At 62.2% G+C, this 26,462-nt stretch carries 25 protein-coding genes and 1 pseudogene; 1 reads left to right on the forward strand and 25 read right to left on the reverse strand.

Annotated elements, in window-relative coordinates; genetic code table 11:
* Nucleotides 1-199: 199 nt before the first annotated feature.
* Nucleotides 200-1,225, reverse strand: coding sequence for an alpha/beta hydrolase (locus tag C4B30_RS27830; protein ID WP_105133209.1), 1,026 nt, complete (start codon nt 1,223-1,225; stop codon nt 200-202).
* A 62-nt stretch (nt 1,226-1,287) separates the two neighbouring features.
* Nucleotides 1,288-2,199, reverse strand: coding sequence for a DMT family transporter (locus tag C4B30_RS27835; protein WP_158683538.1), 912 nt, complete (start codon nt 2,197-2,199; stop codon nt 1,288-1,290).
* Nucleotides 2,200-2,456: 257 nt separating this feature from the next.
* On the opposite strand from C4B30_RS27835, the gene C4B30_RS27840 reads away from it, so the two are divergent.
* Nucleotides 2,457-3,413 (forward strand): LysR family transcriptional regulator, encoded by a 957-nt coding sequence (locus tag C4B30_RS27840; protein WP_105133211.1) that lies wholly within the window; start codon nt 2,457-2,459, stop codon nt 3,411-3,413.
* A gap of 281 nt (nt 3,414-3,694) precedes the next feature.
* Here C4B30_RS27840 and C4B30_RS27845 read toward each other — a convergent pair.
* The 23 genes and pseudogenes from C4B30_RS27845 to C4B30_RS27950 form a co-directional block, all read right to left on the reverse strand.
* A pseudogene (locus C4B30_RS27845) lies at nt 3,695-3,916 on the reverse strand (transposase); the annotation flags it as partial.
* A gap of 84 nt (nt 3,917-4,000) precedes the next feature.
* A complete protein-coding gene (locus C4B30_RS27850; protein ID WP_158683540.1) occupies nt 4,001-5,329 on the reverse strand; it encodes a purine-cytosine permease family protein in 1,329 nt (442 codons plus the stop codon).
* Between the two features lie 105 nt (nt 5,330-5,434).
* On the reverse strand, nt 5,435-6,559 hold the full coding sequence (locus C4B30_RS27855) for a porin (protein ID WP_105133214.1): 1,125 nt from the start codon (nt 6,557-6,559) through the stop codon (nt 5,435-5,437).
* 221 nt (nt 6,560-6,780) lie between these two features.
* Nucleotides 6,781-7,665, reverse strand: coding sequence for an alpha/beta fold hydrolase (locus C4B30_RS27860; RefSeq protein WP_105133215.1), 885 nt, complete (start codon nt 7,663-7,665; stop codon nt 6,781-6,783).
* Between the two features lie 83 nt (nt 7,666-7,748).
* Nucleotides 7,749-8,522 carry an SDR family NAD(P)-dependent oxidoreductase gene (locus tag C4B30_RS27865; protein ID WP_105133216.1) on the reverse strand — a complete coding sequence of 258 codons (774 nt, stop codon included), beginning with the start codon at nt 8,520-8,522 and terminating at the stop codon, nt 7,749-7,751.
* A 469-nt stretch (nt 8,523-8,991) separates the two neighbouring features.
* Complete coding sequence (locus C4B30_RS27870) at nt 8,992-9,696, reverse strand: response regulator transcription factor (protein ID WP_105133217.1); 705 nt, start codon at nt 9,694-9,696, stop codon at nt 8,992-8,994.
* 262 nt (nt 9,697-9,958) lie between these two features.
* A complete protein-coding gene (locus C4B30_RS27875) occupies nt 9,959-10,891 on the reverse strand; it encodes a LysR family transcriptional regulator (RefSeq protein WP_105133218.1) in 933 nt (310 codons plus the stop codon).
* 591 nt (nt 10,892-11,482) lie between these two features.
* Nucleotides 11,483-12,556: a Gfo/Idh/MocA family protein gene (locus tag C4B30_RS27880; protein ID WP_105133219.1), complete on the reverse strand. Its 1,074-nt coding sequence runs from the start codon at nt 12,554-12,556 to the stop codon at nt 11,483-11,485.
* 19 nt (nt 12,557-12,575) lie between these two features.
* Complete coding sequence (locus C4B30_RS36125; protein WP_267896653.1) at nt 12,576-12,701, reverse strand: hypothetical protein; 126 nt, start codon at nt 12,699-12,701, stop codon at nt 12,576-12,578.
* A 224-nt stretch (nt 12,702-12,925) separates the two neighbouring features.
* Nucleotides 12,926-14,092, reverse strand: a complete 1,167-nt coding sequence (locus tag C4B30_RS27885; RefSeq protein WP_199779091.1) for a Gfo/Idh/MocA family protein — start codon at nt 14,090-14,092, stop codon at nt 12,926-12,928.
* A 31-nt stretch (nt 14,093-14,123) separates the two neighbouring features.
* Nucleotides 14,124-15,290, reverse strand: coding sequence for a Gfo/Idh/MocA family protein (locus C4B30_RS27890; protein ID WP_105133221.1), 1,167 nt, complete (start codon nt 15,288-15,290; stop codon nt 14,124-14,126).
* A gap of 165 nt (nt 15,291-15,455) precedes the next feature.
* Nucleotides 15,456-17,168, reverse strand: coding sequence for an acetyl/propionyl/methylcrotonyl-CoA carboxylase subunit alpha (locus tag C4B30_RS27895; RefSeq protein WP_105133222.1), 1,713 nt, complete (start codon nt 17,166-17,168; stop codon nt 15,456-15,458).
* Nucleotides 17,165-18,763: a 5-oxoprolinase/urea amidolyase family protein gene (locus C4B30_RS27900; protein WP_105133223.1), complete on the reverse strand. Its 1,599-nt coding sequence runs from the start codon at nt 18,761-18,763 to the stop codon at nt 17,165-17,167. Before C4B30_RS27900 ends, C4B30_RS27895 begins: the two co-directional genes overlap by 4 nt.
* The gene (locus C4B30_RS27905; protein WP_105133224.1) at nt 18,756-19,541 is read right to left on the reverse strand and encodes a LamB/YcsF family protein; all 786 of its coding nucleotides are present in this window, start codon (nt 19,539-19,541) and stop codon (nt 18,756-18,758) included. Before C4B30_RS27905 ends, C4B30_RS27900 begins: the two co-directional genes overlap by 8 nt.
* Nucleotides 19,542-19,606: 65 nt before the next feature.
* Nucleotides 19,607-19,903 (reverse strand): putative quinol monooxygenase, encoded by a 297-nt coding sequence (locus tag C4B30_RS27910; RefSeq protein ID WP_105133225.1) that lies wholly within the window; start codon nt 19,901-19,903, stop codon nt 19,607-19,609.
* A 54-nt stretch (nt 19,904-19,957) separates the two neighbouring features.
* Nucleotides 19,958-20,407, reverse strand: a complete 450-nt coding sequence (locus C4B30_RS27915; RefSeq protein ID WP_105133226.1) for an OsmC family protein — start codon at nt 20,405-20,407, stop codon at nt 19,958-19,960.
* A gap of 74 nt (nt 20,408-20,481) precedes the next feature.
* The gene (locus C4B30_RS27920; protein ID WP_105133227.1) at nt 20,482-20,799 is read right to left on the reverse strand and encodes a hypothetical protein; all 318 of its coding nucleotides are present in this window, start codon (nt 20,797-20,799) and stop codon (nt 20,482-20,484) included.
* Nucleotides 20,800-20,815: 16 nt separating this feature from the next.
* Nucleotides 20,816-21,610, reverse strand: a complete 795-nt coding sequence (locus tag C4B30_RS27925) for a putative hydro-lyase (protein WP_105133228.1) — start codon at nt 21,608-21,610, stop codon at nt 20,816-20,818.
* 25 nt (nt 21,611-21,635) lie between these two features.
* On the reverse strand, nt 21,636-22,049 hold the full coding sequence (locus C4B30_RS27930) for a GlcG/HbpS family heme-binding protein (protein WP_105133229.1): 414 nt from the start codon (nt 22,047-22,049) through the stop codon (nt 21,636-21,638).
* A 27-nt stretch (nt 22,050-22,076) separates the two neighbouring features.
* Nucleotides 22,077-22,832, reverse strand: a complete 756-nt coding sequence (locus C4B30_RS27935; protein WP_105133230.1) for an SDR family NAD(P)-dependent oxidoreductase — start codon at nt 22,830-22,832, stop codon at nt 22,077-22,079.
* Nucleotides 22,833-22,909: 77 nt separating this feature from the next.
* A complete protein-coding gene (locus tag C4B30_RS27940) occupies nt 22,910-24,031 on the reverse strand; it encodes an acetoin dehydrogenase dihydrolipoyllysine-residue acetyltransferase subunit (protein WP_105133231.1) in 1,122 nt (373 codons plus the stop codon).
* A 6-nt stretch (nt 24,032-24,037) separates the two neighbouring features.
* A complete protein-coding gene (locus C4B30_RS27945) occupies nt 24,038-25,045 on the reverse strand; it encodes an alpha-ketoacid dehydrogenase subunit beta (RefSeq protein WP_105133232.1) in 1,008 nt (335 codons plus the stop codon).
* 12 nt (nt 25,046-25,057) lie between these two features.
* Nucleotides 25,058-26,035 (reverse strand): thiamine pyrophosphate-dependent dehydrogenase E1 component subunit alpha, encoded by a 978-nt coding sequence (locus C4B30_RS27950; RefSeq protein WP_105133233.1) that lies wholly within the window; start codon nt 26,033-26,035, stop codon nt 25,058-25,060.
* Between the last annotated feature and the right edge of the window lie 427 nt (nt 26,036-26,462).

Raw genomic sequence — 26,462 nt, forward strand, 5'->3', positions numbered from 1 at the left:
GAATCCGGCATGGCGATCCGTTTCCATCGGATCATGGAAGACGTACGGCTGAAGCGCATCGCGGGGCAACGTGGCGCGCGTGGCTGCTGGTGCTGTCGATCGGCGCCGGTTTCACCCCAGTCAGCAAGGAGTGCGAACTTGCAAACGTGCTCCGTGACGCGTGAATCGAGGCAAACAGTCCGAGCGATGTCTCGCCGCATCAAAGATTTCTGCTCCGAAGCCAGACGCGGACCGCTTCGATGTGCTGTGCCTTGCATTCCAGCGGCAACCAGTGTCCGGCCGCCATCGTCGTCACGGTGAGGTCTGCGCACGCCGCACGCATGGGGTCGCCCTGGCGATTTCCGGTGATGCTGCAAATCTGATCGAATTCGCCGTTGACGAACAGCACCGGCTGCGAGAGACGGCCGCCATCCGGCGCGTTGCGCGCGTATGCGATGTTGGCCTCATCGTTCAGATACCACGCGCAGGCGGGACGGAAGCCATGAGTATTGAACGACTCTACCAGCGCTTCGAAGTCCGCCGGCGGCCACAGAGCCGGATCAGGGCGAGTCGGCGGCGCACGATGCGCGGCACCGAAACGCCCTCCATTGCGCGTGACGACCGCATTCGGCGACACCTTGCCGATCCCATCCGGGTCGCCCCGTCGAAAAATCGACGCCAGCGATGCCGTCCGGTCCGCATCCAGGTCTGCCACCGCCGCTTCGAAATGCGTCATGTAGTAGCGGTAGTAATCCCACTGGCCATCGGGATATTCGTCGGCAGGATAAATCGCCCGGTCGATCAGCGGAACGACCGTGCTCAGGGCGTGCCCATCGGGTTGATAGGCCAGCGAGGTCAGCACGACACCACGGCTGCGCTCGCGCGCGTGCGCGGACAACTCGGCGGCCACGACGCTGCCCCAGTCGTGTCCCACCCAGATCGCAGGCTCGCCGCCGAGGTGATCGTGGAGTTCGGTCATGTCCGCCACGACTGCCTCGATGGTGTAGGCGTCGTTCGCTTCTGGCGCAAAAGAGCCGCCGTAGCCGCGCAGGTCCGGCGCGACGCAGTGCCAGCCGTCGGCGGCAAAGGCGTCCATCTGGGCGCGCCACATCAAACTCGAGCTCGGCCAGCCGTGCAGAAAAAATATCAGCGGCCCCTCGGCCGGCCCGCTCTCGAGATAGTGCGTCGACTGACGCGTCATGTTGAGCGTGCGCGATACCAGCGGATGTCGAGATGTCTCCGTCATGATCCAGGGCTCCGGTTGATTTCAGCGGTTTGCTGAAGGTGAAAGGGCTGCCGTTCGCGGGGCTACTTGCGATCGATCATCAGCGCCACACCCACCAACGCGACGCCGCCAGCAATCAGCTTCACGAGCGTCAACGGCTCGTGGAGCAAGAGCGCCGAGAGACACAGCGCGATCACTGGCGCCGCATAGTTGAAGGTGTTGGCAAGCGTCGTCGACACCTGAGCGTTGAGCGTCAGGAACACGGCGTAGCCGATCAGCGTGCTCGCCACGACGAGAAACGCGAGCGCAGCCCATGCCGCCGGCGGCACGCGCGCAAGGTGCGTCGTGGCAGCGATCCCCGATACGGCGACGATCACGCCGAGCACTACTCCGGCCGATATCAGCTGTATCGCCAGGCTGATGACGGGATCGCGAGGCAACGCCAGTCGCGGCGCAAGCAACGATCCTGCTGCCCAGGCCGCCGTCCCGGTAAGCGCAAGCACCGCGCCCATCGGCCGGAAATCGCCCCCGGTAGCAGACGTCCAGCCCATCAGCGCGAGACCGGCAAAGCCAATGCCGACCCCGGCGACCTGACGGCCTCTCAGCGGCCGATGAAACACCGCCCATGCAAACAACGCCAGAAAGAGCGGCGAACACGAGCCGAATACCGCGGCCACCCCTGCCGGCAGAAAATGCGTTCCCCAGATCGTCAGTGCCTGACTGGCTACCAGCATGGTGATGCCGATCAACACCGCCCCACCCGACTCACGGACCGACGCAGGCGAACGGCGCCAGCGAAGCAGCGCGAAAGGCAGAACGACCAGCGCCGCAAGCGAGAAGCGCAACGTCGCCACCATCAGCGGATGCAATGCGTTCCCGGCAACCTTGAAAGCCAGGAAATTGGCTCCGTTATAGAACCATTGATAGCCGACGGCGAGCGCGATCCAGCCGCGACGTGCGCTCCACCCGGCAGGGGTCGTGGTCGTCGCCGTCACTTGCTGCCCTCCCGCGTGCCGAATGCGGCGATCGCGGCCTCCTCGCTGCGCAGGCACGGACTCAGGAAATGCTCGATATAAGGGGCTGCCATGGGACTGTTTTGGTCGACGACCTCGTATGCAATTACTTCAATGCTAACGAGCGGTGCGTTATCCCGATAATGCGGACGTTCTATGGTGGTTATCCATATATTGAATAACGGCGTTATGCTTGCTCTGCTTTTGCAATCGCCCTAACCGGAACGCACGGAGGCGCCGTGGACTCCCGCCTTATCGAGTACTTCCTGCGCGTGGCCGAACTCGGCAGCATCAACAAGGCCGCCGCCGACTTGCGGCTCTCGCAGCCGGCGCTGTCGCGCCACATCGCGCTGCTCGAGCATCAACTTCGCGCGAAGCTTTTTACGCGAACGCGCGGGGGCGTTCAGCTGACCGAAGCCGGCACGCTGCTGGTGGAGCGAGCAAGACCCATTCTTCGTCAGTTGACATCGTTGGTCGAGCAGGTGGGCGACCGCGCCGCGGGCCAGTTGGCGATAGGCATTGCGCCGTCCTGGCGCAATCTCTTCACATCGAACTTCGTGGCGCGGTTGGTCGCCGACTATCCAGGCGTGAGGCTTCGTGTTCACGAGGGCGTGAGCCACGAGCTGCGTGACGTCATGCATTCCGGAATGCTGGACCTCGCTATCGTCCCGTTCGAAGCGTCGCCGCCGCAGGGCTATGCCCATACACCGCTCGTTCGGGAGCCGCTCATTCTCGTGAGCGCCAGGGATGCCGGCTTGAGGCCCGACAAGGCGGTGCCGCTGTCGCGTCTCGGCGATCGCAAACTCGCGCTGGCGGGAAAACAGAATGTCATCCGCTCGACCATCGAACACGCGATGGTCCGTCGCAATGTCGAACTCGACATCCTGTTCGAACTCGATGCGATGCATCTCTCGATGGAACTCGCCCGGCGAGGAATCGCGGACACCGTGACGCCATGTTGCGCGGTCAGCGGCAATGCGTTCTGGGAAGATTCGATTTCGTGGAGTCCGATCCGGGGCGCCTACATCACCTGGGCGCTCTGTGAAAATACGGCGCGCTCGCATTCGCAAGCGGTGCTCGAAGGGAAACGGATGATCCTCGGGATGGTCGACGAAATCATCGACAGCCAAACCTGGCGCGGTGCCGAGCGGCTGAATGCGAATGTCGACCCGTTGTTTGGGGAAATAGGCAATTGAGTCCGAAAGCACGCTGCCGGGGCGGATGAGCAGCATCCCGTAGGAAGCCGCGGATCGCTCGGTGCGACACACACGGCAATCGCATCGAACCCATGTCGCGCGTTTGCAAGTGTTCGGGGTCTGCGTCGGCGCTACCGCTACGTTGCCAAGCTCGGCGCATTGGTCGGATCGCCTGTTCCTTCTTTAACCGTGAGCTTGCGTCGCGGTATCGGAACGACGACGACTCAGGCAACGTGGACTAGCTACATATCTTCTATAGCGATACCCGACGTACCTTGCTTGACCAAGGCTTCTGCCAACAGCCTTCTTAGTCGATCATTCTCGGCCTCCAGGTCCTTCAACCTTTGCGATTCGACGCAGTCCTTGGCACCGAATTTCGCCCGCCAGGAGTAGAAGGAGGTATCGCTGAAACCGTACGTCCTGCACAGATACTGGACCGCCTCGCCAGCCTCGGCCTCTCTCAAGAAGCCGATGATTTGTTCGTCCGTAAAACGCTTCCTCATCCTCACATCTTCCTCGATAGTGACCTTCGCTAGTGTCGATTTGCGTGGCGCTCCAGAGAATAGGTCGGTTTGTCACGTGCCCCGCTAACTGGAGGCAGCACGTGACGACATTCCCCTTCGTCGATTGGCGTACGATTCGATACCAAAAAAGAGGATCGCCTGGACAAGTACTGACACTGGTGTCGCCCACTGGTACAACGACGGGAAGAGCGACGCGTTACCGATGCATACTCCACAGAGGGTTGCGATCAGGCATGAGCTCAATCCCGTCCATCGCCAGTTTTCGATCGCTTGGGGTGTGGCCGCGGCCCCATCCCGGGAGCGCTTGACCCAGAACTGATCGACGAGCAGCAACGTGACGAAGCAAGCCATGGACATGCCGATATAGTTCAGGGCACTCGCGAGCAAATGCGTGCCATCCGAAATCAGGACAGTGGCTGCAACCGCGCAGAATACAACGATGACGACTCTTCTACTGACCGCGACGCCCAATAGATGCTCGACTGCGTTGACGAAGGCAACGGTGCCTGAGTAGATGTTTCCGAGATTGATTCTGAGTTGAGTCGTACAGGCGAAAATGATTCCCCCCGCACCCAGCAACGAAACAAAATAGACGCCGGGATTGCTTTCCCGCATCTGGACGGCAAACCAGATCCCCAGGATCCCGGTAATGCCGTAGCAGAACGCTGGAAACATGGCGCCAACAAACAAGGTCCCTGCCCGGAGTTCTCGCCTGCGTACGAATCTTGCGTAGTCGGCGGTCACGAGACCGATGATGAAGGCAAGGCCATTAACGATGCCCAACACTTCAAGCAAACTTTTGTACGGGTCCGCCGCAAGCTGAATCTCCGGAAGAGGGACTCGCGCAGTTGGAGCACCAAGCGCATTTCTTATTGCCCACACGACGAACACAACAAACAGCACAAGGCTTATCGTCTGGAATCTTGCAAGGACTTTCATGCCCGACCACACGAGCGGCAACATGACGAAGACCAGGCAGACGTAGATCAGCGCATGAGGAATCTCGGCAAAGAGAGCCTGCAGCGACGCTCCCATGATGCTGGCTTCCGCAACAAAGTAAGTGAGGCAGGCCACGCCATAAGCCAGGCTGAACAATCCCGCCCCACGATACCCGAGCACGGTTCTGGCCCAGATATTGATGCCAAATCCTGTCTCGATGGATCGACGAACAAGCAGCATACCGACGAATGTTGAAACGCAGTATCCGTAAGCCAGTCCGATCAGCGCTGCTACTACGCCAAATCTCACGGTAATGATCGACGCGATTTGAGCAAAGAAAAGCGCGGTCGCGATACCCAACGTAGCGAAGAATATGCTCTTCCAACTGGTTCTTGCATCGTCAGGAACCGGACTGGAGGCGTAATCCTCATCGGAGTGAGTGGATGCCGGCATACAGAAATCCCAATACGCTCGTGTAAGGAAAAGGAGCAATGCCGCGCCGCGGACCTCACGAGGAATCGCCCTCGTATCGGTCCGCGGCGCCTCATGTAGATCGCTTCAGAACTTGTGCCGCAGGCCGACGGCTACAACTTCTTGCGTGCTTTTGCCCGCCGCAATCCCGTACGAACCGATGGAAGCCTCGGCGGCACCTTGCCCGTTCTGCCCGCTCGCATGCTGATACCCCGCGAGCGCATAGACGTCGGTGCGCTTGCTCAAGCTGTAGTCCGTGCCGATATTCACCTGGTGGTACTTGGCAGACGAATCCCCTAGCGCGCGCGTGTAGTTATAGCCAGCGATCAGCAGAAGCGCAGGCGACACCTGATACTGCGCGAAGATCGAACCGTTGTGATACTTCTCCGAGCCGGCGAACGTCGATGCGGAGTCCGCCGAATACTGAGCGTAACCGTACGCCGCCCCGACCGTGACGGGGCCTGCAACGTAGTTGGCGCCGATCCGCGCGATATTGATCGAACGAGCCGAGGCATACGCAGCATTCACCGGCGAATTGAACAGCGAGTCGGACGACGAGGTACCGCGATTGCTCAGCGCTGCGTTGCCGTTGTCGATATGAAGAATGCCGCCGCCGACGCTGAACGACGTGCTTTGATAGCCGACAGCCGCACTCCACGTCTGCCCCGACCCCGTCGATCCCGCGACACCGCCGAGCGCATACATCACCTCGGTCGAAACGCCGCCCCACGTCGGACTCACCCATTTCACCGCGTTGTTGAACCGAGCACTCGAGTCGTAGTTGTCGACGTCCCCCGGCGTCGCGAACCAGCCGCTGTACACGTCCGCCGTCAGCTGCTGCTCGAGATCGGTCAGCGGATCGTACTGGCGACCGAGCGTCAGGGTGCCGTACGGGCTCGAGATACCGACGAACGCTTGCCGGCTGAACAGTCGGCCCGGCGTCGCGAGTGCACCGTTCGTGCCGTCAAAGCCGCTCTCCACCGTAAAGATGGCCGAAAGCCCGCCACCCAAATCCTCCGTCCCCTTCAACCCCCATAAGGAAGCCGAGAGATTGCTGGGCAGCATCCTCACTTGCGAGTTCTGTCCGCCGCTGTTGTGAACGTAGCCGACACCAGTGTCGACGATCCCGTACAGCGTCACCGAACTTTGAGCCTTGGCTTGCGAAAACGCCACAACACTCAGTGCGGCCACTGCGATGACTTTCCTTTTCATATGTCTCCCCCAAACCCTGTTATACGCGTTCAACTAGGAATACTTATTAAATTTAAAAACCCGATACCGAACGGCGCTTCCTGATAGCGACCTGCCGCCCGATGCCGACCATGGCATCGGAAAGTTCAGGCGTCGAATTCGATCGAACGGGGCCTGCACGCCGCGTCGGTACATCGGCGCTCAGCCCTCGATCGAATCGGTTGATTTTTCGTCAACCGGTACTAGCCGAAGAAATTCTCGAGCTCTTTTGCAAGCGCCTCGGGCGCCTCTTCCGGGATGTAGTGTCCGGACGCCACCATCGTCCCGCGTACGTCCGCGGCAACCTGCTGCAGCTGCGGGACCAGGTCGGGCATCGATCCCTGATCGGCGCGGACTGCAAGAACGGGCATCTTGAGCTTGCCCTTCGCGCTCAATTCGCGATTCTGCTCGGCAGACACCGAGATGGCACGGTAGTAGGCGAGACCGCCTTTCAGCCCGTTCGTCAGAAAGACGCGATGGTATTCCTCGAAGTCCGCTTGGGAAAATACCTGCGGATTTGCCGCCTTCCGTTGCAAATACCACTCGAGGTAGATGTGCTCGCGTCCGGCAAGAAGCGCTTCCGGAAGGTCCGGGATGTTGTGGAATGCGACATGCCACGTCCGCCACGCAACGTCGGAAGCCCACGGCAGCGTATCCGGAAGACTGATGCCCGGAATACCCGTGTCGAGGATCGCGAGGCCGGTGACCTTGTCGCCATTCATCGCCGCATAGGGATAACCGACCCATCCACCGATGTCGTGCACGACCAGTGCGTGTCGATCGACACCAAGTTTCTCGACGAGGCCACGAAGGAGCTTGGCAGCCTTGACCGTGTCGAGCGTACCCGCGGGGCGATCCGAGTCACCTTGCCCCGGAAGATCCGGAGCAATGACACGGTACCGATGTCCGAGCAAAGGCAAAACCTTGCGCCACGCATACCAGCTTTGAGGGAAACCGCAAATCAGAACCAGCACGTCGCCGTCCGGCTTGCCACCACTCACATAATGCATCCGCACGCCATCGACCGTTTGAAAGCCGCGCTCGAAGCCTTCAATGCCGGTTTCCGGCCATTCACGATTCGAAAACATTCACAAGCTCCTATTGTTCCACCGACATGTGCAGGCGCCGACGCGGGCGCCTGCGCTGCGCACGCGTGTAGCCAAACGCCCGCTCAGAAGGGATCCCGTGCAGCGGCAAGCCAGCCACCGTCCATCACGTACTCGCTGCCGTGCACGAAGTCGGCATCGTCGCCACCCAGATACGCGGCGAGCTTGGCAATTTCTTCCGGCTGACACCACCGGCGCGCCGGGAATTTCTGAAGCGCGGCTTCCATATCGGGCGAATTCGCCGTCGTGTGTTCCGACATCGCCAACGGAGTCGCGGTCGCGCCGGGGCAAATCGTATTGACGCGAATGCCGCGCGCGCCGTATTCGAAGGTGAGTTGTCGAGTCAGACCAATCACGCCATGCTTGGATGCCGTGTAGGCAGTCCCGCCGCCCGCAGCGCTGAAGCCCGAGGTGGACGATGTGTTCACGATCGCCCCTTTGCCTTGCTTCAGCATCTGCGGAATGACCGCTCGGGCCATCAGGAACGGCCCCGTGAGGTTAACGGCGATGACGCGGTCCCACTCTTCGACGCTCACCTCGTGAGCCGTCGCGTGTCCATCCAGAATGCCGGCGTTGTTGCACAGAAGATCGATGTGCCCCCAGCGCTCGATCACCGCATTGACAGCGGTCTCGACGCTACGCGGATCGCTGACGTCTACTTGATGGGCGTACGCCATCGACGGATTCGCCAACGCTTCAACGGTGGCAACGGCGCCCTTGAGATTGATATCGAGTGCGGCTACGTTCGCCCCTCTCGAAACGAACTCGCGAACCATTGCCCGCCCCATGCCAGAGCCGGCACCGGTTACGATCACCACGCGCCCTGAATAATCATTCACTGAAACGTCTCCTTCACTTCGCTTTGACCAGCACGTGCGCTGCTCCCTGAGCCGGCGAATCGTGCGCTTTTCGTTTCCAGGATTCGTGTCTTTGCATCGTCTTGCGCCAATTAGACGAGGTCCAATTGTGTTTCTCGATGCATGCAGATCACGAATTTCTATCAACTCGGCAAGTATCCGTCACACACCGGAATTTAATTCGTAATGCGAATTGATACCCGAACGTCGCTCAGGCCGTGTGCAACGCGCCCCGTCTTCAACGTTGAATATCCTGGTCGATGAAGTGAGCGGTCAGTCCACGCAACAGGCAAGGTCCGATGCGAGCGTTCCGACCGTCTGGATGATGTCCGCCGGCCTTGAAACCATTGTATGTATGGCCAAGACGCCGTTCGTCCATCCAAAGGATGAGAAAAATTTCGATTGATGCGGCCGGTGGCGACGATGAACGCACCGCCCCGGTGCGCTCAGGCTACTTCGTTGTCGAAGTGCCCAGGTCGGCGGAGAACGCCGCAAGCTGGGTTCGGCTCTCGATTCCCAGCTTGCCCAGGATTCGAATGACATGCGACTTGACGGTGGCAAGCTCGATGCCCAGCGTTTCCGCGATGTCCTTGTTCGAAAGGCCGGCGGTCATGAGGGACGCAACGACGAGTTCACGCTCCGTCAGGAAATACTCGTTTCGCAGCACGTGGTCGGCCTGGACCTTCTTGACGGATGCGAGCATCGAGAAGCTGTGCTGCATGTAGTCGTACATCTGTCCGAAGGGTTCCGGGGTCGAGAACGGGCTGTCGCCCTGCTTCTTGATGACGGAAAGACATGCCAATGGTGTGTCCCCCGCCCAGAACAGGAACCCGACTTCATCCGCGAGACCGTACTTTCTCTGATAATCCGACCAGCTGGAGTGCTGGTCGTCGCGCTTTGCCCCTTTGAGGGTCACGACGGTCGCACGCTGTTTGATCAGACGATAGACGTTCAACGGATCGGCGGAGGCGAATACCGTGTAATAGTCCTTGATGGTCTCTTCAGGCCATCCCATCTGGGTGTGCGGCAATAGCTGGTCGTGCGAATCGAGCCATGTAAACACGGCTGCCGAACAATTGAGCATCGACCGTGCGAAGTTAACGGTCTGAAGGGCGAACTCCTGGGATTCCCTGAATTTGCTGACTTCGACTAACATCGCCAATTCTCTTTGCCGGAAGGGACGAGCGCGCACGCCAATCGTGCGAACTCAGCGGCCTGACGAGCACCTCAGCACCAAATCGAGGGCCGAAAGAGCGTGAAGCATGAAATGCACACCAGACTAACATCTGATACTTAATTTGACAGGCTACCGCAACACACCGCCCGTTCATACTAGGGAAGTCATATACAGGCCGGCGACCATATCCTTGAAGCCAACAGAACACGCCACTGCCGCACGACCGCAAGCGGGATGACCGTCATGCAGGCCGAATCAGGGTTGCCGGCTTTCCGCTGCAGTATGCGGCGCACACGTCCCTCGCCGCGTCGGCCGCCGCGATAGCGGCCGGTGACGCATTGATCGACATGCACAGCGACACGTCGATCGACGGCGGCTGCGGCTCCAGTGCAAGCTCGGCGAGGCGTCCGCTCTCCAGTTCGTCGCGCACGAAAAGATGCGGGACTGCGCCGACACCGTACCCATCACGCACCAATTGCACGATCGCGGCGACGGAGGAAGCACAGGTTATGCGTATCGCATCGTCCGGGATGCCCGCCCGACTCGCGAGTGTTCGGACGATGCGTTCGACCGCAAGATGCGACGTCGTGCCTCTTCCGAACGTCAGTACCGGCCGCTCCAGGGCGAGGCGAATCGGGTCCACGTCCGGGCCGGAAAGCAGTTCCCGGCTGACAATCCATCGGACCGGATAGCTTGCAATCCGGCTCGACGTGATCTTGTCGCTATCGACGATCTCTGCGCACACGGCCATGTCGAGTTCGCCGTGCAGGATTTTCTTGTTCAACGCCGGACTCGAATCGACGGTCAGCTCGACCACCAGGCCCGGTAGACGCTCCCTCAACCGCGTCACGAACATGGAGAGCCAGCTATGAACGATCGTGTCGACGACACCGAAACGTATGGGCCCGCGCAACGCGAGTTCGAGGCCGGCCGCCTGCTTGAGCGCACGGGTCGCGTCCACCACGTTCCTCGCCGGCGCCAGCAAGCTCTGCCCCGATAGGGTGAGACGAAAATCCGCCGCCGTTCGATCGACGAGCTCGGTCCTCAATTCGTCCTCGAGCGCCTTGATGCGTGTCGATATCGTCGCAGGCGAAGTATGAAGAAGACGCGCCGTAGCCCGGAAGCTGCCTTGTTGCGCGAGCGTCACGAACGTCTCCAGAAAGCGCGTATTCATTGCCCTACCCTGAAGGAAGCCGGTATCCGTTCCGACACCCGGCATGGAACACTTCCCGTTGCATGACTGCCTGCTCGCGTCGGCACGGCGGCGACAGCGCAACTGCGTTGAGCACGCAGACGCTCGTCACGGCCTATCAGGAAAATATTGACGGTCGTGAGCGGAATTTCTCGTTGGCGCAAGATCATTTCCGATCCTATTATTCATTCGCATTCCTGCTTTTATGGCGCAGAACGCGGAAACCACTCGGGCAACCGTGAATCTCGAAACAACGGATCTATCTGGACCCTCTCTCCATGACGTCACGGAAAGTTCTCGGCACCGCCCTCCACAACGCCGGCACGGCAACCCGGGGGAGCCATCGAATGGCCCCTGCCACCGACCCGCGAAATACCTCCCCGTACACGGCCCTTCTGCGTGAACCCATGTCTTCCATCGCGGCGAATGTTCCCGATCGACCCGATCTCCGGTCGATATCGATCCTCGGGTACAACTGAATCGCGCGCCACGCGTCGCGATCCGCGGCAGAAATACGAGGCTCGTCGAGCGAGCCTCGGGCAGCGCATCCCGCGGGTTCTCATGACATGATGTCTACAGCAGCAGGCGCTTTTCCGTTCTCGGCACGGCGCGCACATCGTCCAGCGTCAGGTTCCGACGGCTGAAAGGCGTCGGTTCGATGGGTACCACCGTTCCCGTGCGCGCGGACGCCTCAATCGCCAACAAGGTCTTCAGATCGGCCAGGCCCTCCTCGACGCTCGCCGCAGGTTTGCTGCCTCTTTGTATGCATTCGGAGAATCGCTGGATCATTCCGCCGAAGTGGTCGCAGTGCCGGAAATGAATCGTCTCCGAAGCGTCCTTCGCGTTCAGTACCATCCGCGTCGGCGTCTCGAACCTGAAACCGGGCTCCATGGTCAAGTCCCCTTCGGTTCCCAGCACCCTGTACATATCGATCGACGCCGTACCAAAACTGCAATAGAACTGTGCGAGTCGATCGCGGGGGAAGCGCAAGGTAACCGCAATGGCGTCGTCGATATCCGAGAAGCGGGGATCTCCGGACCGGCGTGTCGTGATCGCCGCCGCATCGACGGGTTCGTCGGAAAAGACATGCCGTGCCGCGTTGACGCAGTAAATCCCGATGTCTTGAAGCGGGCCACTCCAGTTCTGGCTGTCCAGCCGATGATTACCCGTCGCGGACTGAAACCCGAACACCCCGCTGAAGTACCTAGGATCGCCGATGCGGCCTTCCCGGATCGCTTCGAGTGCCGCGATCGTCCCGGCCTCGTGATGCAAGCGGTAACAGGTGCTCAACAACACGCCGGCCTCGGTAGCGGCCACAATCATCGCCTCGGCATCTGCGACGCTGGTCGCCATCGGCTTCTCGACCAACACATGCTTGCCCGCCCGCGCAGCGCGAATCGCGTAGTCGGCGTGAAGAGGGTTCGGCACGGCGATATAGACGGCATCGACGACATCGCTGTTCAGCAGCCGCTCGTAGTCGTCGTACCCGACGATCGTGTCGATACCGTGGAATCGCGCGAGCTTGCGCGCCCCGTCGGGATTTCCGGAGACCAACGCACCGATCGTCGAATTTCCCGTCTGCGCAACGGCCGGCATGAACGCCTCTTGCGATATCCATCCCGCGCCTACAACAGCGTATCTGATCATGTTATTCCCTATGCGTGGCTCAGAAGCCGTAGAAGACCGGCACGACGCTCCGCTCGCGCACCGACCGGCGCGCCGCATCCAGCACGACGGCGGCGTCATGGGCGGCGTCGAGCGTCGACAACTGCGTCGTGCTTTCGCGACGCATTCGTTCACGAAAAGGCTTTCGACCTGAAGAAAACCGTCCCAGCAAGTTGCGTCGTCCGGAACGAAAGTCCCGCATCGCCGAACTTCGTCATCCCACGGGATCACGCCGCTTCCGTCGGTGCCGATGAGCTTGAAATAGACGGACCAGGGATCGCGACTGCGATCGTCGACTGACAAACTTCCCCATGGATTCGCAATAACTTCCATAGCCGTGCATCGACACGGCTATGTGTACATCGCCGGCCGATAGCGCTCGGCCGCGAACGTCACTGACGTCCCACAGTCCATCGCCGCGACGATCTGCTCCGCGACGGACGTCGTGACATAGCCGTCCCACGCATTGGCGCCGCCGCTGGCGGTACCGGTGCCGATCGATCGGACCCACGCGTTGAGTTGCTTCACATAGGCCGGCCGGAACCGGTCGATCCAGTTGCCCGCATAGGCCGTCATGCCGTAGCCGCCGGCGTTCCTGCCGACGCATCCCGGCGGAGCGGTCTCGATCGTTCCGGCTCGCCCGACAACCTGCACGTGCACGTGATAGCCATACCGACAATTCATGAATACCTCCGACGACACGATCACGTCGCCGGCCATTTCCATCACGACGACCAGCGGATCACCGTTTCCAGCGCTGTAGACGCGCGCGGCAACAGGCTCGGAATCGAGCAGCCAGCGGCTTGCATCGATTTCGTGAACGAATGCATTGGTGATCGACATCGGCCCGTTGAACCAGTCCGGCGCGACGGGATTGCGGTGGACGTTGTGCACGACAACCGGTGCACCGATCTCGCCGTCGACGATCGCGCGCTTCATCTCGAGGTACGGCTGATCGAATCGACGCATGTAACCAACCTGGACCAGCCTGCGACCCTTCGCGATTTCCGCGTCGACGACCTTGAGCGCCTCGGCTGCCGTATCGGCCAGCGGCTTCTCGCACAGGACCGGCTTGTCGGCCTCGATGCACTGCAGTACGAGGTCGCCGTGCAACGGGTCCGGCGCCGCAACGAGCACCGCGTCAACATGTTCGGAACGAATCAGCGCTCGCGGGTCCGTATAGACTCGCGCGCCGCAGGCCTCGGTGCGCGCACGCTCTTCGTCCGCATCGCAGACTGCGACCAGCTCCGCGCCCGACGTCTCTTCGCGCAAGATGCGCGCGTGCTCCGAGCCCATTACGCCGACACCGATCACCCCAATTGCCAGGGACATCTCCTGCCTCCGATCCATTGACGCGCCATCGTTCGAATGCGGTCGACCCGATGGCCGCATCCGGCTCCATCGCATCGCGCCGCCCGCACGGTGATGCTTCGCCGTGGGTAGCAGATGAGGACGCGCCCGTCGGATCGGTTGCCGACGAGCCGCCCGACAGATTTGCCGCTCACCGAGGAAGCTCACCGTCTCCGCGCGACTTCACGCGGCAGCCGTGTTATCCGCGAGTGGGCTGCTGGATGTGTTCCCACACACCGCTTTTGCCCGACACGAGGATCGCGTCTGCGATGCGCTCGATCTGGACGCCGTCCTCGAAGTTCGGTGCGGCAGGCTGATTCCCGGCGATTGCCTGCAGGAAGTTGTACCACTCGATCGATTTGATATCGATGTAGCCCTGGCCCATCCCGGCAACGGGCCACAGCTTGTCGCCGAACGGTTGATGCGGGCCCGAGTAGATCGTGCGGAAGCCGAACGTGTCCGACGGATCGTCGGCGAATGCCACGCGCAATTCGTTGAGCCGCTGATAATCGAACGCGATCGAACCGCGCGTGCCGTGGATTTCGAAGCCGAGCTGGTTGTGGTGACCCCACGCATTGCGCGTCACTTCGATCGTCCCGCACACGCCGTTGGCGAACTTGATCATCGTCATGGCCATGTCGTCGACGTCGACCTTGCCCTTCTCCGACGATGCCTGGCCTGCCGGGCCGAAGAAGCGGCCGGCCGGCAGCGGCCGCTCGGCGATGAAGGTCTTGACGATCGAGTTCACCGATTCGAACTCGCCCACGAGCAGTCGCGCTGCGTCGATGACGTGCGTGCCGATATCGCCGAGCGTGCCCGAGCCCGCCTTTTCCTTGTTGAAGCGCCACGACAGCGGCGTGCTCGGATCGGCGCCCCAGTCCTGCAGGTAGTAGCCGCGGAACGTCAGGATCTCGCCGATACGCCCTTCGTCGATCAGGCGCTTGGCCATCTGCAGCGCCGGCGTGTGACGATAGTTGTACGAGATCATCGTGACCACGCCGGTCTCCTTCGCGGCCGCATGCATGGCTTCCGCGTCGGCCACCGTCATGGCCATCGGCTTCTCGCACATCACGTGCTTGCCCGCCTTCGCGGCCGCGATCGCGATCGCCGCGTGCGTGTCATTCGGCGTGCAGATGTCGACGATGTCGATATCCGGGCGCGACACGACTTCACGCCAGTCGGTCGCATACTCGGCGAACCCGTATTGCGCAGCCGCATTGCGTGCGAGCTCGTCGTCGATGTCGACCACGACCTTGCGCTCGATTTCCACCGGCGAGCCGAACAGGATCGGCACCACGGCAGTAGCGATGGAGTGGGCTTTGCCCATGAAGCCAGTGCCCACCAGAGCGACATTCAGTTTTTTCACGGTTTTCCTCCATTAAGGCTGTCGTACTCGTGACGCACTCAGCCGATTGCTTGACTCATTCGACACAAACTTGATTCTCATTCCGTCATTCAGTATTCCGAATCACATGACGTACATCCATTGCATCTCGATTGTTCAATGCGGATTCAATGTCTCGTTCGCTCCTTACTCGATAACCGCGATCTTCTCGCCCGCGGCGACCGCACGCCCCGATTCCGCCTGGATCCTGATCCGGCCGCCTTTCGGCGCGACGACACGCATCTCCATCTTCATCGCCTCCATGATGGCGACGCCATCACCTTCGGCCACCGTCGCCCCCTCTTCCACCAGCCACTTCTGCAGCGTTCCGGGCACCGGTGCCGTCACGCTGCCCGTACCCGCGTCCGCCTGCACCGCAGCGTCGAAGGCGTTCGGGGCGTCGACGTGTGCAAACAGCGACGCGGGCAGGCCGATCGTGTGGCGCTTTCCATCGATCTCGATGAAGCTCTGCAGCAAGCCTCCCTCCGCCGACGCGACGCGTGCCGAAGGCTCGATCCCGCGGAACTCCGTTTCGATCCAGTTCGTATGAACCTTGAATCCGTCTTCGCCGGTGAAGCGCTTTTCCTCGATCACCGCCCGATGGAATGGCAATACCGAAGCCACGCCCTCGATACTGAATTCGGCGAGTGCACGGCGCGCACGGGCCAACGCTTGTTGCCGCGTCTCGCCCGTGATGACCAGCTTGGCCATCAGCGAGTCGTACAGCCCCGGGATCTGCGAACCAGATTCGACGCCGGAGTCGAGCCGCACACCGGGACCTGCCGGCGGACGAAAGCGCGTGATCGCACCCGGCGTCGGCAGGAAGCCGCGGCCCGGATCCTCCGCATTGATGCGGAACTCGATCGCATGACCGCGCGGCTCCGGCGTAGCCGTGATCGAGACGGGCAGGCCGTCCGCGACGCGCAATTGCTCGATCACGATATCGACGCCGGTGGTTTCCTCCGTCACCGGATGCTCGACCTGCAATCGCGTATTCACCTCGAGGAACGAGATGACGCCGTCTTGCGAGAGCAGGAACTCGACCGTACCGGCCCCCGTATATCCGGCCTCGGCACATATCCGCCGCGCCGCGTCGTGAATCCGCGCGCGCTGCTCGTCGGTGATGAAAGGCGCGGGCGCCTCCTCCACGAGCTTCTGGTTTCGGCGTTGAAGCGAACAGTCGCGCGTGCCGAGCACGACGGTGTTGCCGTGATGGTCGGCAATGATCTGCGCCTCGATATGGCGCGGACGATCGAGAAATTGTTCGGCATAGCAGTCGCCCCGGCCGAACGCTTCCGTCGCCTCGCGAACCGCCGAATCGAACATTTCCGCGACATCTTCGATGCGCCGGACGATCTTCATGCCGCGACCACCGCCGCCGAACGCCGCCTTGATCGCCAGCGGCAGGCCGACTTCCCGCGCGAACGCCACCGCATCCGACGCACTGTTCAGCGGCCCGTCGGATCCCCTGACCAGCGGCGCGCCGACCTTCGACGCGATACGCCGCGCCTGCACTTTGTCGCCGAGCGCGGTGATCACCTCCGGCGACGGACCGACCCAGATCAACCCGGCATCGATGACCGCCCGGGCGAATTCCGCGCGCTCGGACAGAAAACCATAGCCGGGGTGAACCGCATCGGCGCCGGCGCGACGTGCGATCGCGAGAATCTTCGAGATGTCGAGATAGGTGTCCGCCGGACGCCCCGCACCCAATCCGTAGGCCTCGTCGGCCAGTTCGGCATGCAGCGAACCGGCGTCGGCGTCCGAGTAAATGGCGACCGACGTCACGTTGTAATCGCGCGCGGCGCGAATGACGCGAATCGCGATTTCGCCGCGATTTGCGATGAGCAGCTTCTTCATCGAACGAGTTCCTTCACTTGCGGATCGAATGCGGATATCGGGTTGAAGCGAATGCGGGCGCCGATCGGAATCTGTCCGAGCATGCCGAGATGATTGGCCGCGACCACGGCAATCACCGGATACCCACCGGTGACGGGGTGATCGGTCAGAAACAGCACCGGCTGCCCGCTGTGCGGCACCTGAATCGATCCGAACAGCGTGCCTTCCGACGGCAGCTCCACGTCATCGCGCCGCTGCAGCGGCAGGTCACCGACTAGCCGCATGCCGACGCGGCTCGACTCGGTCGTGACACGCCATTCCTGGGACAGAAACCGGGTGACGCTGTCGTCAGTAAACCAGTCGGTGCGCGGCCCCGGGACGACATCGACCTCGATGGTGTCGCCGGCGCGCGGAAGCGGCAGCGTGGCCGGCGGCTCGGGCTCGACGAACGTAACCGCTTCGTCGGCCGGAACGAGAACATCGCCACGAGCAATCGGCGCCGGGCCGATCCTCGAAAGCGTGTCGGTCGACGCGGACCCCAGCGTGCGCTCGACGACAAACCCGCCGCGCAGTGCCACGTAGCTCCGCATGCCGCGGCCGGGAATGTCGAGCGTGACTTCCTCGCCCGCATCGACGGCGAAAGGTCGCGCGTGAGGGACAACCGTCACGCGGCCATTCGCGTCGCGAATCGAAATCGGACACGGCGCCCCCGTCACGGCCAGGGTCACCGCGCGGTCGGGCACCAGCGAAAGACCGCCGAACGTCACCTCGAGCGCGGCGCGACTGCCAGGATTGCCGACACAGGCGTTCGCGATTCGTAGCGCGGCGCTGTCGACGGCACCGCACACGGAGACGCCCTGGTCACCCTGTCGAGGCCGACCGAGGTCCTGGTACAGCACGGGGCGATCCGCACGCGTGACCAAGATGCCGCTGCCTGAAACGTGGCGCACCGGCGTCGGTTGCAGTCGCTCCGGAACCGGCACGGCGGCGCCTTTCCTCGCATCGCGGAATCGAACCCGATCGCCGGGCGCGAGCAATGCGGCACGCGGACGCGTCACGTCCCACATGGGCACCTGTGTCGTGCCGAGAAGCTGCCATCCTCCGGGGCTGTCCGACGGATAGATCCCGCTGAATGTGCCCGCGATCGCGACCGAGCCTGCCGGGATACGCACGCGAGGGGCTTTGCGTCGCGGGACATCGAATCCCGGATCGTCGGCGGTCATATAGGCGAACCCCGGTGCGAATCCGGTAAACGCGACGGAGTAGGCGGCATCCAGATGCCGCTGGACGAGTTCCGCGACGGACCATCCCAACAGCTCGGCGACCTCGCCGAGATCCTGCCCGTCGTAGGAAACCGGAATATCGAACGTATTCCCGCTACGCTCCCGGCGAACGGACACGTCCAGCTGCCCGAGCCGCTCGATCAATGCCGCACGATCGATGACAACCGGGTCGAAGCGAACCAGCACGGTACGCGCACCCGGAATGACCTCGTCGACCCCTTCCACTTCGCTCGCGAGCAGCCGGTCGAAAAGCGCCAGCGTCATTTCGAGACTCTCGAGCTCGACGAGGACGCCGGCGGAGCCGGCCGAAAGGATGCGCATCTGCTCAGGCACGGCTCTCTCCTCCGCACGCACCCGCAAACGGCCGAAGCGTAACGCCACGTGCGGTGAGCTGCGTTTGCAGCACGCGAGCCGTCTCGACGGCCGACGGGTTGTCTCCGTGGATGCAGATCGACTGTGCTTCGATCGCGATGTCCGTACCGTCGATTGCCGTCACGACACCCTCTTGCACGAACCGCAACATGCGACGGGCAACGACGTTCGGATCATGAATGACGGCCCCTTCCATGCGGCGATTCACGAGGCTTCCGTCCACGTTGTACGCCCGGTCGGCAAATGCCTCGCTGACGACCGCAAGGCCGGCTTCGCGCGCCTGATCCGCGACGGGTGCGCCGGCCAGTGTCATAAGCGGGAGCGTCGGATCGATCGCCAGAATCGCGTCGATGACGGCCGCCGCCTGATAGGTATCGTGCGCAATCGTGTTGTACAGCGCGCCGTGCGGCTTCACGTAGCGAATCGACGTGCCCGCGGCTTTTGCAAGCCCCTGCAGTGCACCGATCTGGTAGATCACGTCGCTCGTCAGTTCTGCACGGGATGGCTGCATGTTGCGACGCCCGAAACCCACCAGGTCGCGATAGCCGACGTGCGCGCCGACGGCGACACCACGCCGCGCCGCTTCGCGCAGCACCGTATAGATCCCCGCCGGATCGCCGGCATGAAAACCGCAAGCAACGTTTGCGCTAGTCACGATCTCGAGCATCGCCGCATCGTCGCCCATCCGCCAGGCGCCGAAGCTCTCGCCGAGATCGCAGTTCAAATCAATGCTTACCATGACGCTGCCTGCAGGATGCCTTCAATGCACGAACACACGATGCTGCTCGAGCGTTAGCGCGAGGTTCACGCGATTTTCCGGAACTTGCTGAGCGAGACGGACTCGATCCATTGCCCCGCCCGTGCGCCGAACGCCTTCGCGAACTCGGTATTCGAATGCGTTTCAAGGGCTGCTTCGTCCTCCCAGATTTCGTAGAAGACGAACTGTCCCGGCGTCTCGGTGGATTCGTGCAGATCGTATTGAACGAACCCCGGCTCCGTCCTTGCATACGGCACCAGTTCCTTCAACGCTTCGCGCAGCACGTCTTCGCTACCCGAGCGAGCCACGACGGTTGCGACCACCACCAGACCTTCCTTCTTCATTTCACTCTCCTCGTTACGGTTGTTGATCGACGCTCAGCCGATCCCGGTCAGCGTTCAGCCGAGGTCGATTTCGACTGTCGACTTGACCGAATTGGCGATGAAGCACCCTTTGTGCGCACGGTAATGCAGTCGTTCGAGTTGCGCCTGGTTCGGCTGCTTGTCGGATGCGAACGTCACGCGCGGCCTGAGCACGATCTCCGATACCCAGTGAAACCCCTCTGCGCTTTTCTCGACCTTCCCGACTGCATTGTCGGAATACGACTCGACCGCGTAGCCACTGCCTTCGCAGAGCGCGAGGAAGTACAGCATGTGGCAACTTGCGAGTGCATTGACGAGCAACTGCTCCGGGTCGGCCAGGTTTTCGTTCCCGAGATAGTCAGGAGCAGCGGATACGGGAATCGTCACCGTCGGGCTGACGATCGCCCGGTGGTCCCGGCTGTAGGTCCCTTCTCGCTCGTGGTGCTTCTCGACATTCCATTCCAGTCGGACGACATGCTCGGACATCGGTGTCTCCCGGCGAGCTTCCTCGCCATTCAGTCAATTTCCATTGCAGACGGACTGCGATAGCTTGGTCCTGTTCATTCCGCCGAAATGTATTTCTTCGCACTCTTTATCGATTTGGCGTCACCCGATTTCACGATCGGAACCCATTCGCTCCAACCCGTGCGGACGTCGTCGGTACGAATGCGCAACGCGCGGGAGCCGTCGCCGAATGTCAGCCACTCGATTTCGCGAGAAACCTCGGAACGGCCTTCCTCTACGACCAGACGCTCGGTCCTGTGAGAAAAATCGAGCAGCCCCTCGCGCAATACGTCGAGATATTGCATGCCACGGTCGTCCGACGCCTGCGATGTTGCGCGATTGAGCAGCTTCGCAGCAATTTCCGCATCGAACATTGCAACGACTCCTTGCTCATACGGCCGCCGTGTTCGCCGGCAAATCCGTGACCAGCATGTACCCCGGTTCGTGCGTGATCGCAAAATCCGGCTTCGCCGCCTGAAGGGCCATTTGAGGCGTCACCCCGCACGCCCAGAAACCGAGGATGTCACCGGCCTCGATCACCGGCGGATCGCCGAACTCCGGCCGGGCGACGTCGCGAATCCCGATGGTTTCCGGGTCGCCGATATGAACCGGCGCACCGTGCGCGAGCGGAAACCGCTCCGACAGCACGATCGCCTGGATCGCATCGGCAGGCTTGAACGCACGCATCGACACGACCATCGGGCCATGAAACGGCCCGGCAGCCGCGGTCTGGATGTTCGTCACGTACATCGGCACGTTCCGGTTCGCGCTGATGTGGCGGATATCGATCCCGGCCTGCAGAATCGCGCTCTCGAACGAGAACGAGCAACCCAGCGCGAACGTCACGAGATCGTCGCGCCACAGGTCGACCAGATCGTCGACCGTATCGGTGTGAACCCCGTTCCGGTACACCCGGTAACGGGGCACGTCGGTCCTGATGTCGATTGCGCCGAGTCCGTCCAGCCCCGGATCGCCGGGCTGCCCGACGCCCACCAGCGGGCAGCTCTTGGGGTTGATCCGGCAAAACTCGCGAAAATCATCGGCGTACCGCTTCGGCAGAATCGCCAGATTTGCCTGCATGAACCCATCGGCGTATCCGGTCGTCGGCGCACGCAGCTTGCCGTCGCGAATCAGCAGCCGGACCTGGTCGGCCGACATCGTTCGCGTACCTGCAGTCGATTCCATTGAAAGCACCCTTGCGCGAAGTTGTTCAGTTCTCGCCGAGCGCAGCGACCATCGCACGCGCAATCGCCACGTCCGCTTCCTCCGGGCCGCCCGACACGCCGACACCACCGACGATCTCGTCGCCGCGCTTCACCGGCAGGCCGCCGCCGAACACGACCAACGGACGGGACGCTGCGCGCTCGAGCCCGTACAGTTCGCCGCCCGGCTGAACGAGTTTCATCCAGTAATCGGTAGGGAACCGCAGTGCGGCGGCGGTATACGCCTTGTTGTGCGCAATTTCGATCGTACCGAATGCGGCGTCGTTCACACGCGCGAACGCAACGAGATGGCCACCCGCATCGACGATCGACAGCGACGAGCGCTGCGTCAGCTCGTTCGCTTTCGCGACGCCCGCCTCGATCGCCCGCCGCGCGGCTTCATATGTGATCTGCTTGCTCATTGATCTCTTCCTGGCCCAGTCGGGCAATCAGTTGTACGCGCCGCCGTCGACGTTGATCGCTTGCGCGGTAACGTAGGACGACTCGTCCGATGCGAGGTAGACGAACAGCGGCGCGACCTCATCCGGGGCCGCCTGTCGGCCGAGGGGGATCGCCGTCCGAACGACCGACTCCTGCTTGTCGCGTCCGCCCATGAAGTCGATCACCGGTTGATTGAACGGCGTATCGATCCAGCCGGGGCACACGGCATTGACACGCACGCCATCCGGTGCGAATTCGATTGCCAGCGTGGTCGTGAGACCGATGATGGCCGCCTTGGACGCCGAATAGCATGCGAGGCCAGTACCGCCGCGCTTGCCCGCGAGAGACGACATCATCACGATCGACGACTTTTTCGCGGCTCGCAGGTGGCGAAGCGACTCGCGCGCGAAAATGAAGTTGGCCCGCACGTTGATCCTGAACACCTTGTCCCAGTTCTCGGTGCTGAATTCCTCGACGCGCCCGGACAGCTGGACACCGGCATTCAGACACAACGTGTCGATGCCGTGCATCCATTCGGACGACTTGCCGATGACGGTCTTGATTTCTTCTTCGCTCGAGAGGTCCGCCCGGAAAAAGCGTACCTTGTCGCCGAACCGGGATTCGAGCGCACGGCCCTTGACTTCGTCGATGTCGACGACCGACACGGTCGCGCCTTCGGCAACGAACGACTCCAGAATGGCGAGACCGATATTGGCAACGCCGCCGGTCAGAAGTACTCGCTTGCCTGTCAAACGTCCTGACATCACAGTTTCCTCGAGATCACTGCGCGGATAACCGCACCACGTTGCCGAATCGACATCTCGCCGTTCGGCAGGCGCGGTTATCGGGCGCGATTGATGTTGTCCAGCACCGCATCGTTCACCACGGACGCTGCCTCCATTTGCGGCATGTGGCCGACGTCCGGAATCACGCGCAGCTGCACGGTGGACGGCAGGCTGTCGGCCTGCGGGACCGGAATGATCCCGTCACGCTCCCCCCAGAGCAGCATCACGGGACAGGCAAGCCCCGCGAGCGTCGCGCCGATCGTCTGAACCTGGCCGTTTTCGTCGGCGATGGTGTCGGCGATGGCCGACAGCGCCTCCTGGACACCTTCCAGACGCTTGAACTGGAGCGTGCCCTCGACCATTTCGCTCGTGATCTTCGACGGATCGGCAAACAGCTTTTCCAGCGCAGCCTGAAGCGGGCGACGGCGCTCCGCGGCAACGAATTCGGTCACGAACGACCGGTTGATCTCCTTGCCGAGGCCGATCGGCGCGATGAGCGTCACCGACGCGACACGCGACGGTTTGCCGGCCGCGAACGCGGCGGCGATCGCACCGCCGAACGAGTGGCCGACCAGATGGAGTTTCCCGGACGTCACGGCGTCCGCGGCTTCCTCGACGGCTTCGGTGATCTTTCCGATCACGTCGCCGCCGGTAATCGGCGTCGATTCGCCGTGCCCGGGAAGGTCGATCGCGATCGTCCGGAAGTGCTCGGCGAGTGCGCCCTGGTTGAACAGCCAGGTCGACAGATCACCGCCGAAGCCGTGAATGAGCAGCACCGCGTCGTTGCTTTCGGGGCCGAGCTCCAGCGCGTTCACGCTGCCCTCGGACACGGCGATCGCCTTCGGTGCGGCGACACCGCCCGCCTCGTCGTCGCCCGCATTCAGACGATGCGCGTAACTTGCGACGAGCGCGTCGATTTCCTCCTCGGTGGCGGCCTCGTCGGCGATGACGCCGATCAGCGCACCGACCGGCGCGATTTCACCCTCGTTGATCACGATGCGCCGCAGGATCCCGGACACGGTCGCTTCCACGGCGTTGTTGACCTTCGTGGATTCGACCTCGAGGAGTTCCTGGCCGCGCTCGACCTTGTCCCCCTCCTTTGCGTGCCATTCGAGCACGGTGCCTTCGGTCATCGTCATCCCCCACTTGGGGATGGTGACGGCTTCAATGAACGACATGATTGGTTACCTCTTCAGAATCGACTTGACGGCATTCACGACCGCTTCCGGCGACGGCACGTACGCGTCTTCCAGGTTCGGTGCATAGGGCACCGGCGTGTGCGGCGCCGTCACGAGACGGATCGGCCCCTTCAGCGAGTCGAAGCACTTGTCGGCCAACAGCGCGGAGATATCCGTCGCCACGCTGCAGCGCGGATTCGCCTCGTCGACGATCACGACCCGGCCGATGTCCTCGGTGTATTCGAGCAGCGTGTCCTCGTCGAGCGGCGACGTCGTGCGCGGATCGATGATGCAGGCCGACACCCCGTCTGCCGCGAGAAGGCGAGCAGCCGTCTCGGCCACGCCGACCATGCGGCCGAGCGCAACGATCAGCACGTCTTTCCCGTCCCGCACCACGCGTGCTTCGCCGAATGGAATCGTGTACGCCCCATCGGGCACTTCGCCCGTCGTGTCGTACAGCTTCTTGTTTTCGAGGAAGATCACCGGATCGTCGTCACGGATCGCCTGGAGCAGCAGGCCCTTCGCGTCGTACGGATTCGACGGGATCACGACCTTGAGACCGGGAATGTGCGTGAAGATCGGATAGAACGCCTGCGTGTGCTGCGCAGCGGAGCGCGTGCCGGCCCCGTACGTGGCGCGAATCACGAGCGGGGTCTTCGCGTGGCCGCCGAACATGTACCGGAACTTCGCGATCTGGTTCATGATCTGGTCGAGACACACGCCGGCGAAGTCGACGAACATCAGCTCGGCGATCGGGCGCAACCCCGTGAGGGCCGCGCCAGCAGCTGCGCCGACGAATGCGGCCTCGCTGATCGGCGTATCGCGAATACGCTCGGGGCCGTATGCGTCGAGCAGCCCGCGCGTCACACCGAATGCGCCGCCCCACGCATCCTTGACACCGTTGGCGCCGGCGCCGCCAGTCAAATCTTCACCCATCATGATCACACGCGGGTCGCGCGCCATCTCCGAGTGCAGCGCGTCATTCAGCGCTTGGCGGAACGATTTCTTTGCCATTGCAGTGGGTCCTTACAGATACTTCACGTAAACGTCGGCGGTCAGTGCCGAAAGCGGCGGGAACGGTGCGGCTCGCGCGGCACTCACGGCGGCGTCGATTTCGGCCTCGATCTGCCCGTCGATCGCGTCCAGCTCGCCACTGGCTACTTGCGACCCTTCCAGCACCTGCCGGCGGAAGTTGGCCAGGCAATCGCGCTCCTGGCGCATGGCCTTCTTTTCTTCGGGAGTGCGATAGTTGTCGGGGTCGCCGCTGTAGTGACCGTAGTAGCGCGGCACGTCGATTTGAAGAAGGCTGGGGCCACCGCCGTTGCGCGCACGATCGATCGCCCGGCCGGCCGCCTCGTACACCGCGAAAAAGTCGGTACCGTCGACTTCCTCGGCCGGAATGTCGTAGCTCTGCGCGCGCCGCGTGAAGCTGCCGGCCGAGACGAACGAATTCGCCGTTGCCTCGCCGAAGCCGTTGTCCTCGATCACGAAAACGATCGGAAGCATCCAGATCTTCGCGAGGTTGAAGCTCTCCGACATCACGCCTTCGTTCATCGCACCGTCGCCCGCGAACGCGACGGCCACGCCGCCGGTACCGAGCAACTTCGCCGTGAGCGCGGCGCCGCACGTGATCGGCGCACCGCCGGCCACGATGCCGTTCGCGCCGAGCATCCCCTTGCGCAGGTCAGCGATGTGCTGCGAGCCGCCTTTGCCGCCGCAGGTTCCCGTCGCGCGGCCGAACAACTCGGCCATCATCGCGCCGATATCGCACCCCTTGGCGATGCAGTGACCATGCCCGCGGTGCGTCGACGAAATGTAGTCCTTGTCCGTCAGATGCAGACACACGCCGACGGCGCTGGCCTCCTGCCCCGCGCAAAGATGGGTATTGCCCGGAATGTCGCCGGTCGACATCTCGTCCATCACGCGCTCCTCGAAGCGGCGAATCGTTCGCATGGCACGATACGCGTCCACGAGCCGCTCGCTGGCAAACTTCAAGGCGGACATTCCAATCTCCTTTATTTAAATGGTGTGCGTGGCAGCGCGCTTCGACGCGGCACACTCAGCCCTCTTGCCAATCCCGATCGCCCGACGAATATCGCGACAGCAGTGCCGACATGCCGTTTCAATCGTCGCCGGCCAATTTCGCTCGGTCCAATCGTGATTGGCGATGTCGCGCGATCAACGATCCTTATCAGTGCGTGAGCACGAGCCCGGATCGCGATCCTCAAGCCACGTCGATGCGCGAACCACGCATTTGCATCAATCATCAACCGCTCGCTTCAACCGTCACGAACGAATCGTTCGTTCAGCGTTGTTGAAATTCTAGTTAGACGCCCGATGAGGTTCGTCCACCTAAAGGTGGAGAAAGAATGTGCAACGCGTGCGCTTTCGCTGGTTTCACGCGTTCAGTGTTGAGCGCTCAAACCTTCGT

The sequence above is a fragment of the Burkholderia sp. BE12 genome, from assembly GCF_002959955.1.
In the GTDB taxonomy this organism is placed as follows: domain Bacteria; phylum Pseudomonadota; class Gammaproteobacteria; order Burkholderiales; family Burkholderiaceae; genus Burkholderia.

Bases quoted from the DNA above. Each gene is read 5' to 3' on its own strand.
- C4B30_RS27830 (WP_105133209.1), bottom strand. From the start codon at position 1,225: ATGACGGAGACATCTCGACATCCGCTGGTATCGCGCACGCTCAACATG.
- C4B30_RS27850 (WP_158683540.1), bottom strand. From the start codon at position 5,329: ATGCCGGCATCCACTCACTCCGATGAGGATTACGCCTCCAGTCCGGTT.
- C4B30_RS27855 (WP_105133214.1), bottom strand. From the start codon at position 6,559: ATGAAAAGGAAAGTCATCGCAGTGGCCGCACTGAGTGTTGTGGCGTTT.
- C4B30_RS27860 (WP_105133215.1), bottom strand. From the start codon at position 7,665: ATGTTTTCGAATCGTGAATGGCCGGAAACCGGCATTGAAGGCTTCGAG.
- C4B30_RS27870 (WP_105133217.1), bottom strand. From the start codon at position 9,696: ATGTTAGTCGAAGTCAGCAAATTCAGGGAATCCCAGGAGTTCGCCCTT.
- C4B30_RS27875 (WP_105133218.1), bottom strand. From the start codon at position 10,891: ATGAATACGCGCTTTCTGGAGACGTTCGTGACGCTCGCGCAACAAGGC.
- C4B30_RS27880 (WP_105133219.1), bottom strand. From the start codon at position 12,556: ATGATCAGATACGCTGTTGTAGGCGCGGGATGGATATCGCAAGAGGCG.
- C4B30_RS36125 (WP_267896653.1), bottom strand. From the start codon at position 12,701: ATGCGTCGCGAAAGCACGACGCAGTTGTCGACGCTCGACGCCGCCCAT.
- C4B30_RS27895 (WP_105133222.1), bottom strand. From the start codon at position 17,168: ATGAAGAAGCTGCTCATCGCAAATCGCGGCGAAATCGCGATTCGCGTC.
- C4B30_RS27905 (WP_105133224.1), bottom strand. From the start codon at position 19,541: ATGGTAAGCATTGATTTGAACTGCGATCTCGGCGAGAGCTTCGGCGCC.
- C4B30_RS27910 (WP_105133225.1), bottom strand. From the start codon at position 19,903: ATGAAGAAGGAAGGTCTGGTGGTGGTCGCAACCGTCGTGGCTCGCTCG.
- C4B30_RS27915 (WP_105133226.1), bottom strand. From the start codon at position 20,407: ATGTCCGAGCATGTCGTCCGACTGGAATGGAATGTCGAGAAGCACCAC.
- C4B30_RS27920 (WP_105133227.1), bottom strand. From the start codon at position 20,799: ATGTTCGATGCGGAAATTGCTGCGAAGCTGCTCAATCGCGCAACATCG.
- C4B30_RS27925 (WP_105133228.1), bottom strand. From the start codon at position 21,610: ATGGAATCGACTGCAGGTACGCGAACGATGTCGGCCGACCAGGTCCGG.
- C4B30_RS27930 (WP_105133229.1), bottom strand. From the start codon at position 22,049: ATGAGCAAGCAGATCACATATGAAGCCGCGCGGCGGGCGATCGAGGCG.
- C4B30_RS27935 (WP_105133230.1), bottom strand. From the start codon at position 22,832: ATGTCAGGACGTTTGACAGGCAAGCGAGTACTTCTGACCGGCGGCGTT.
- C4B30_RS27940 (WP_105133231.1), bottom strand. From the start codon at position 24,031: ATGTCGTTCATTGAAGCCGTCACCATCCCCAAGTGGGGGATGACGATG.
- C4B30_RS27945 (WP_105133232.1), bottom strand. From the start codon at position 25,045: ATGGCAAAGAAATCGTTCCGCCAAGCGCTGAATGACGCGCTGCACTCG.
- C4B30_RS27950 (WP_105133233.1), bottom strand. From the start codon at position 26,035: ATGTCCGCCTTGAAGTTTGCCAGCGAGCGGCTCGTGGACGCGTATCGT.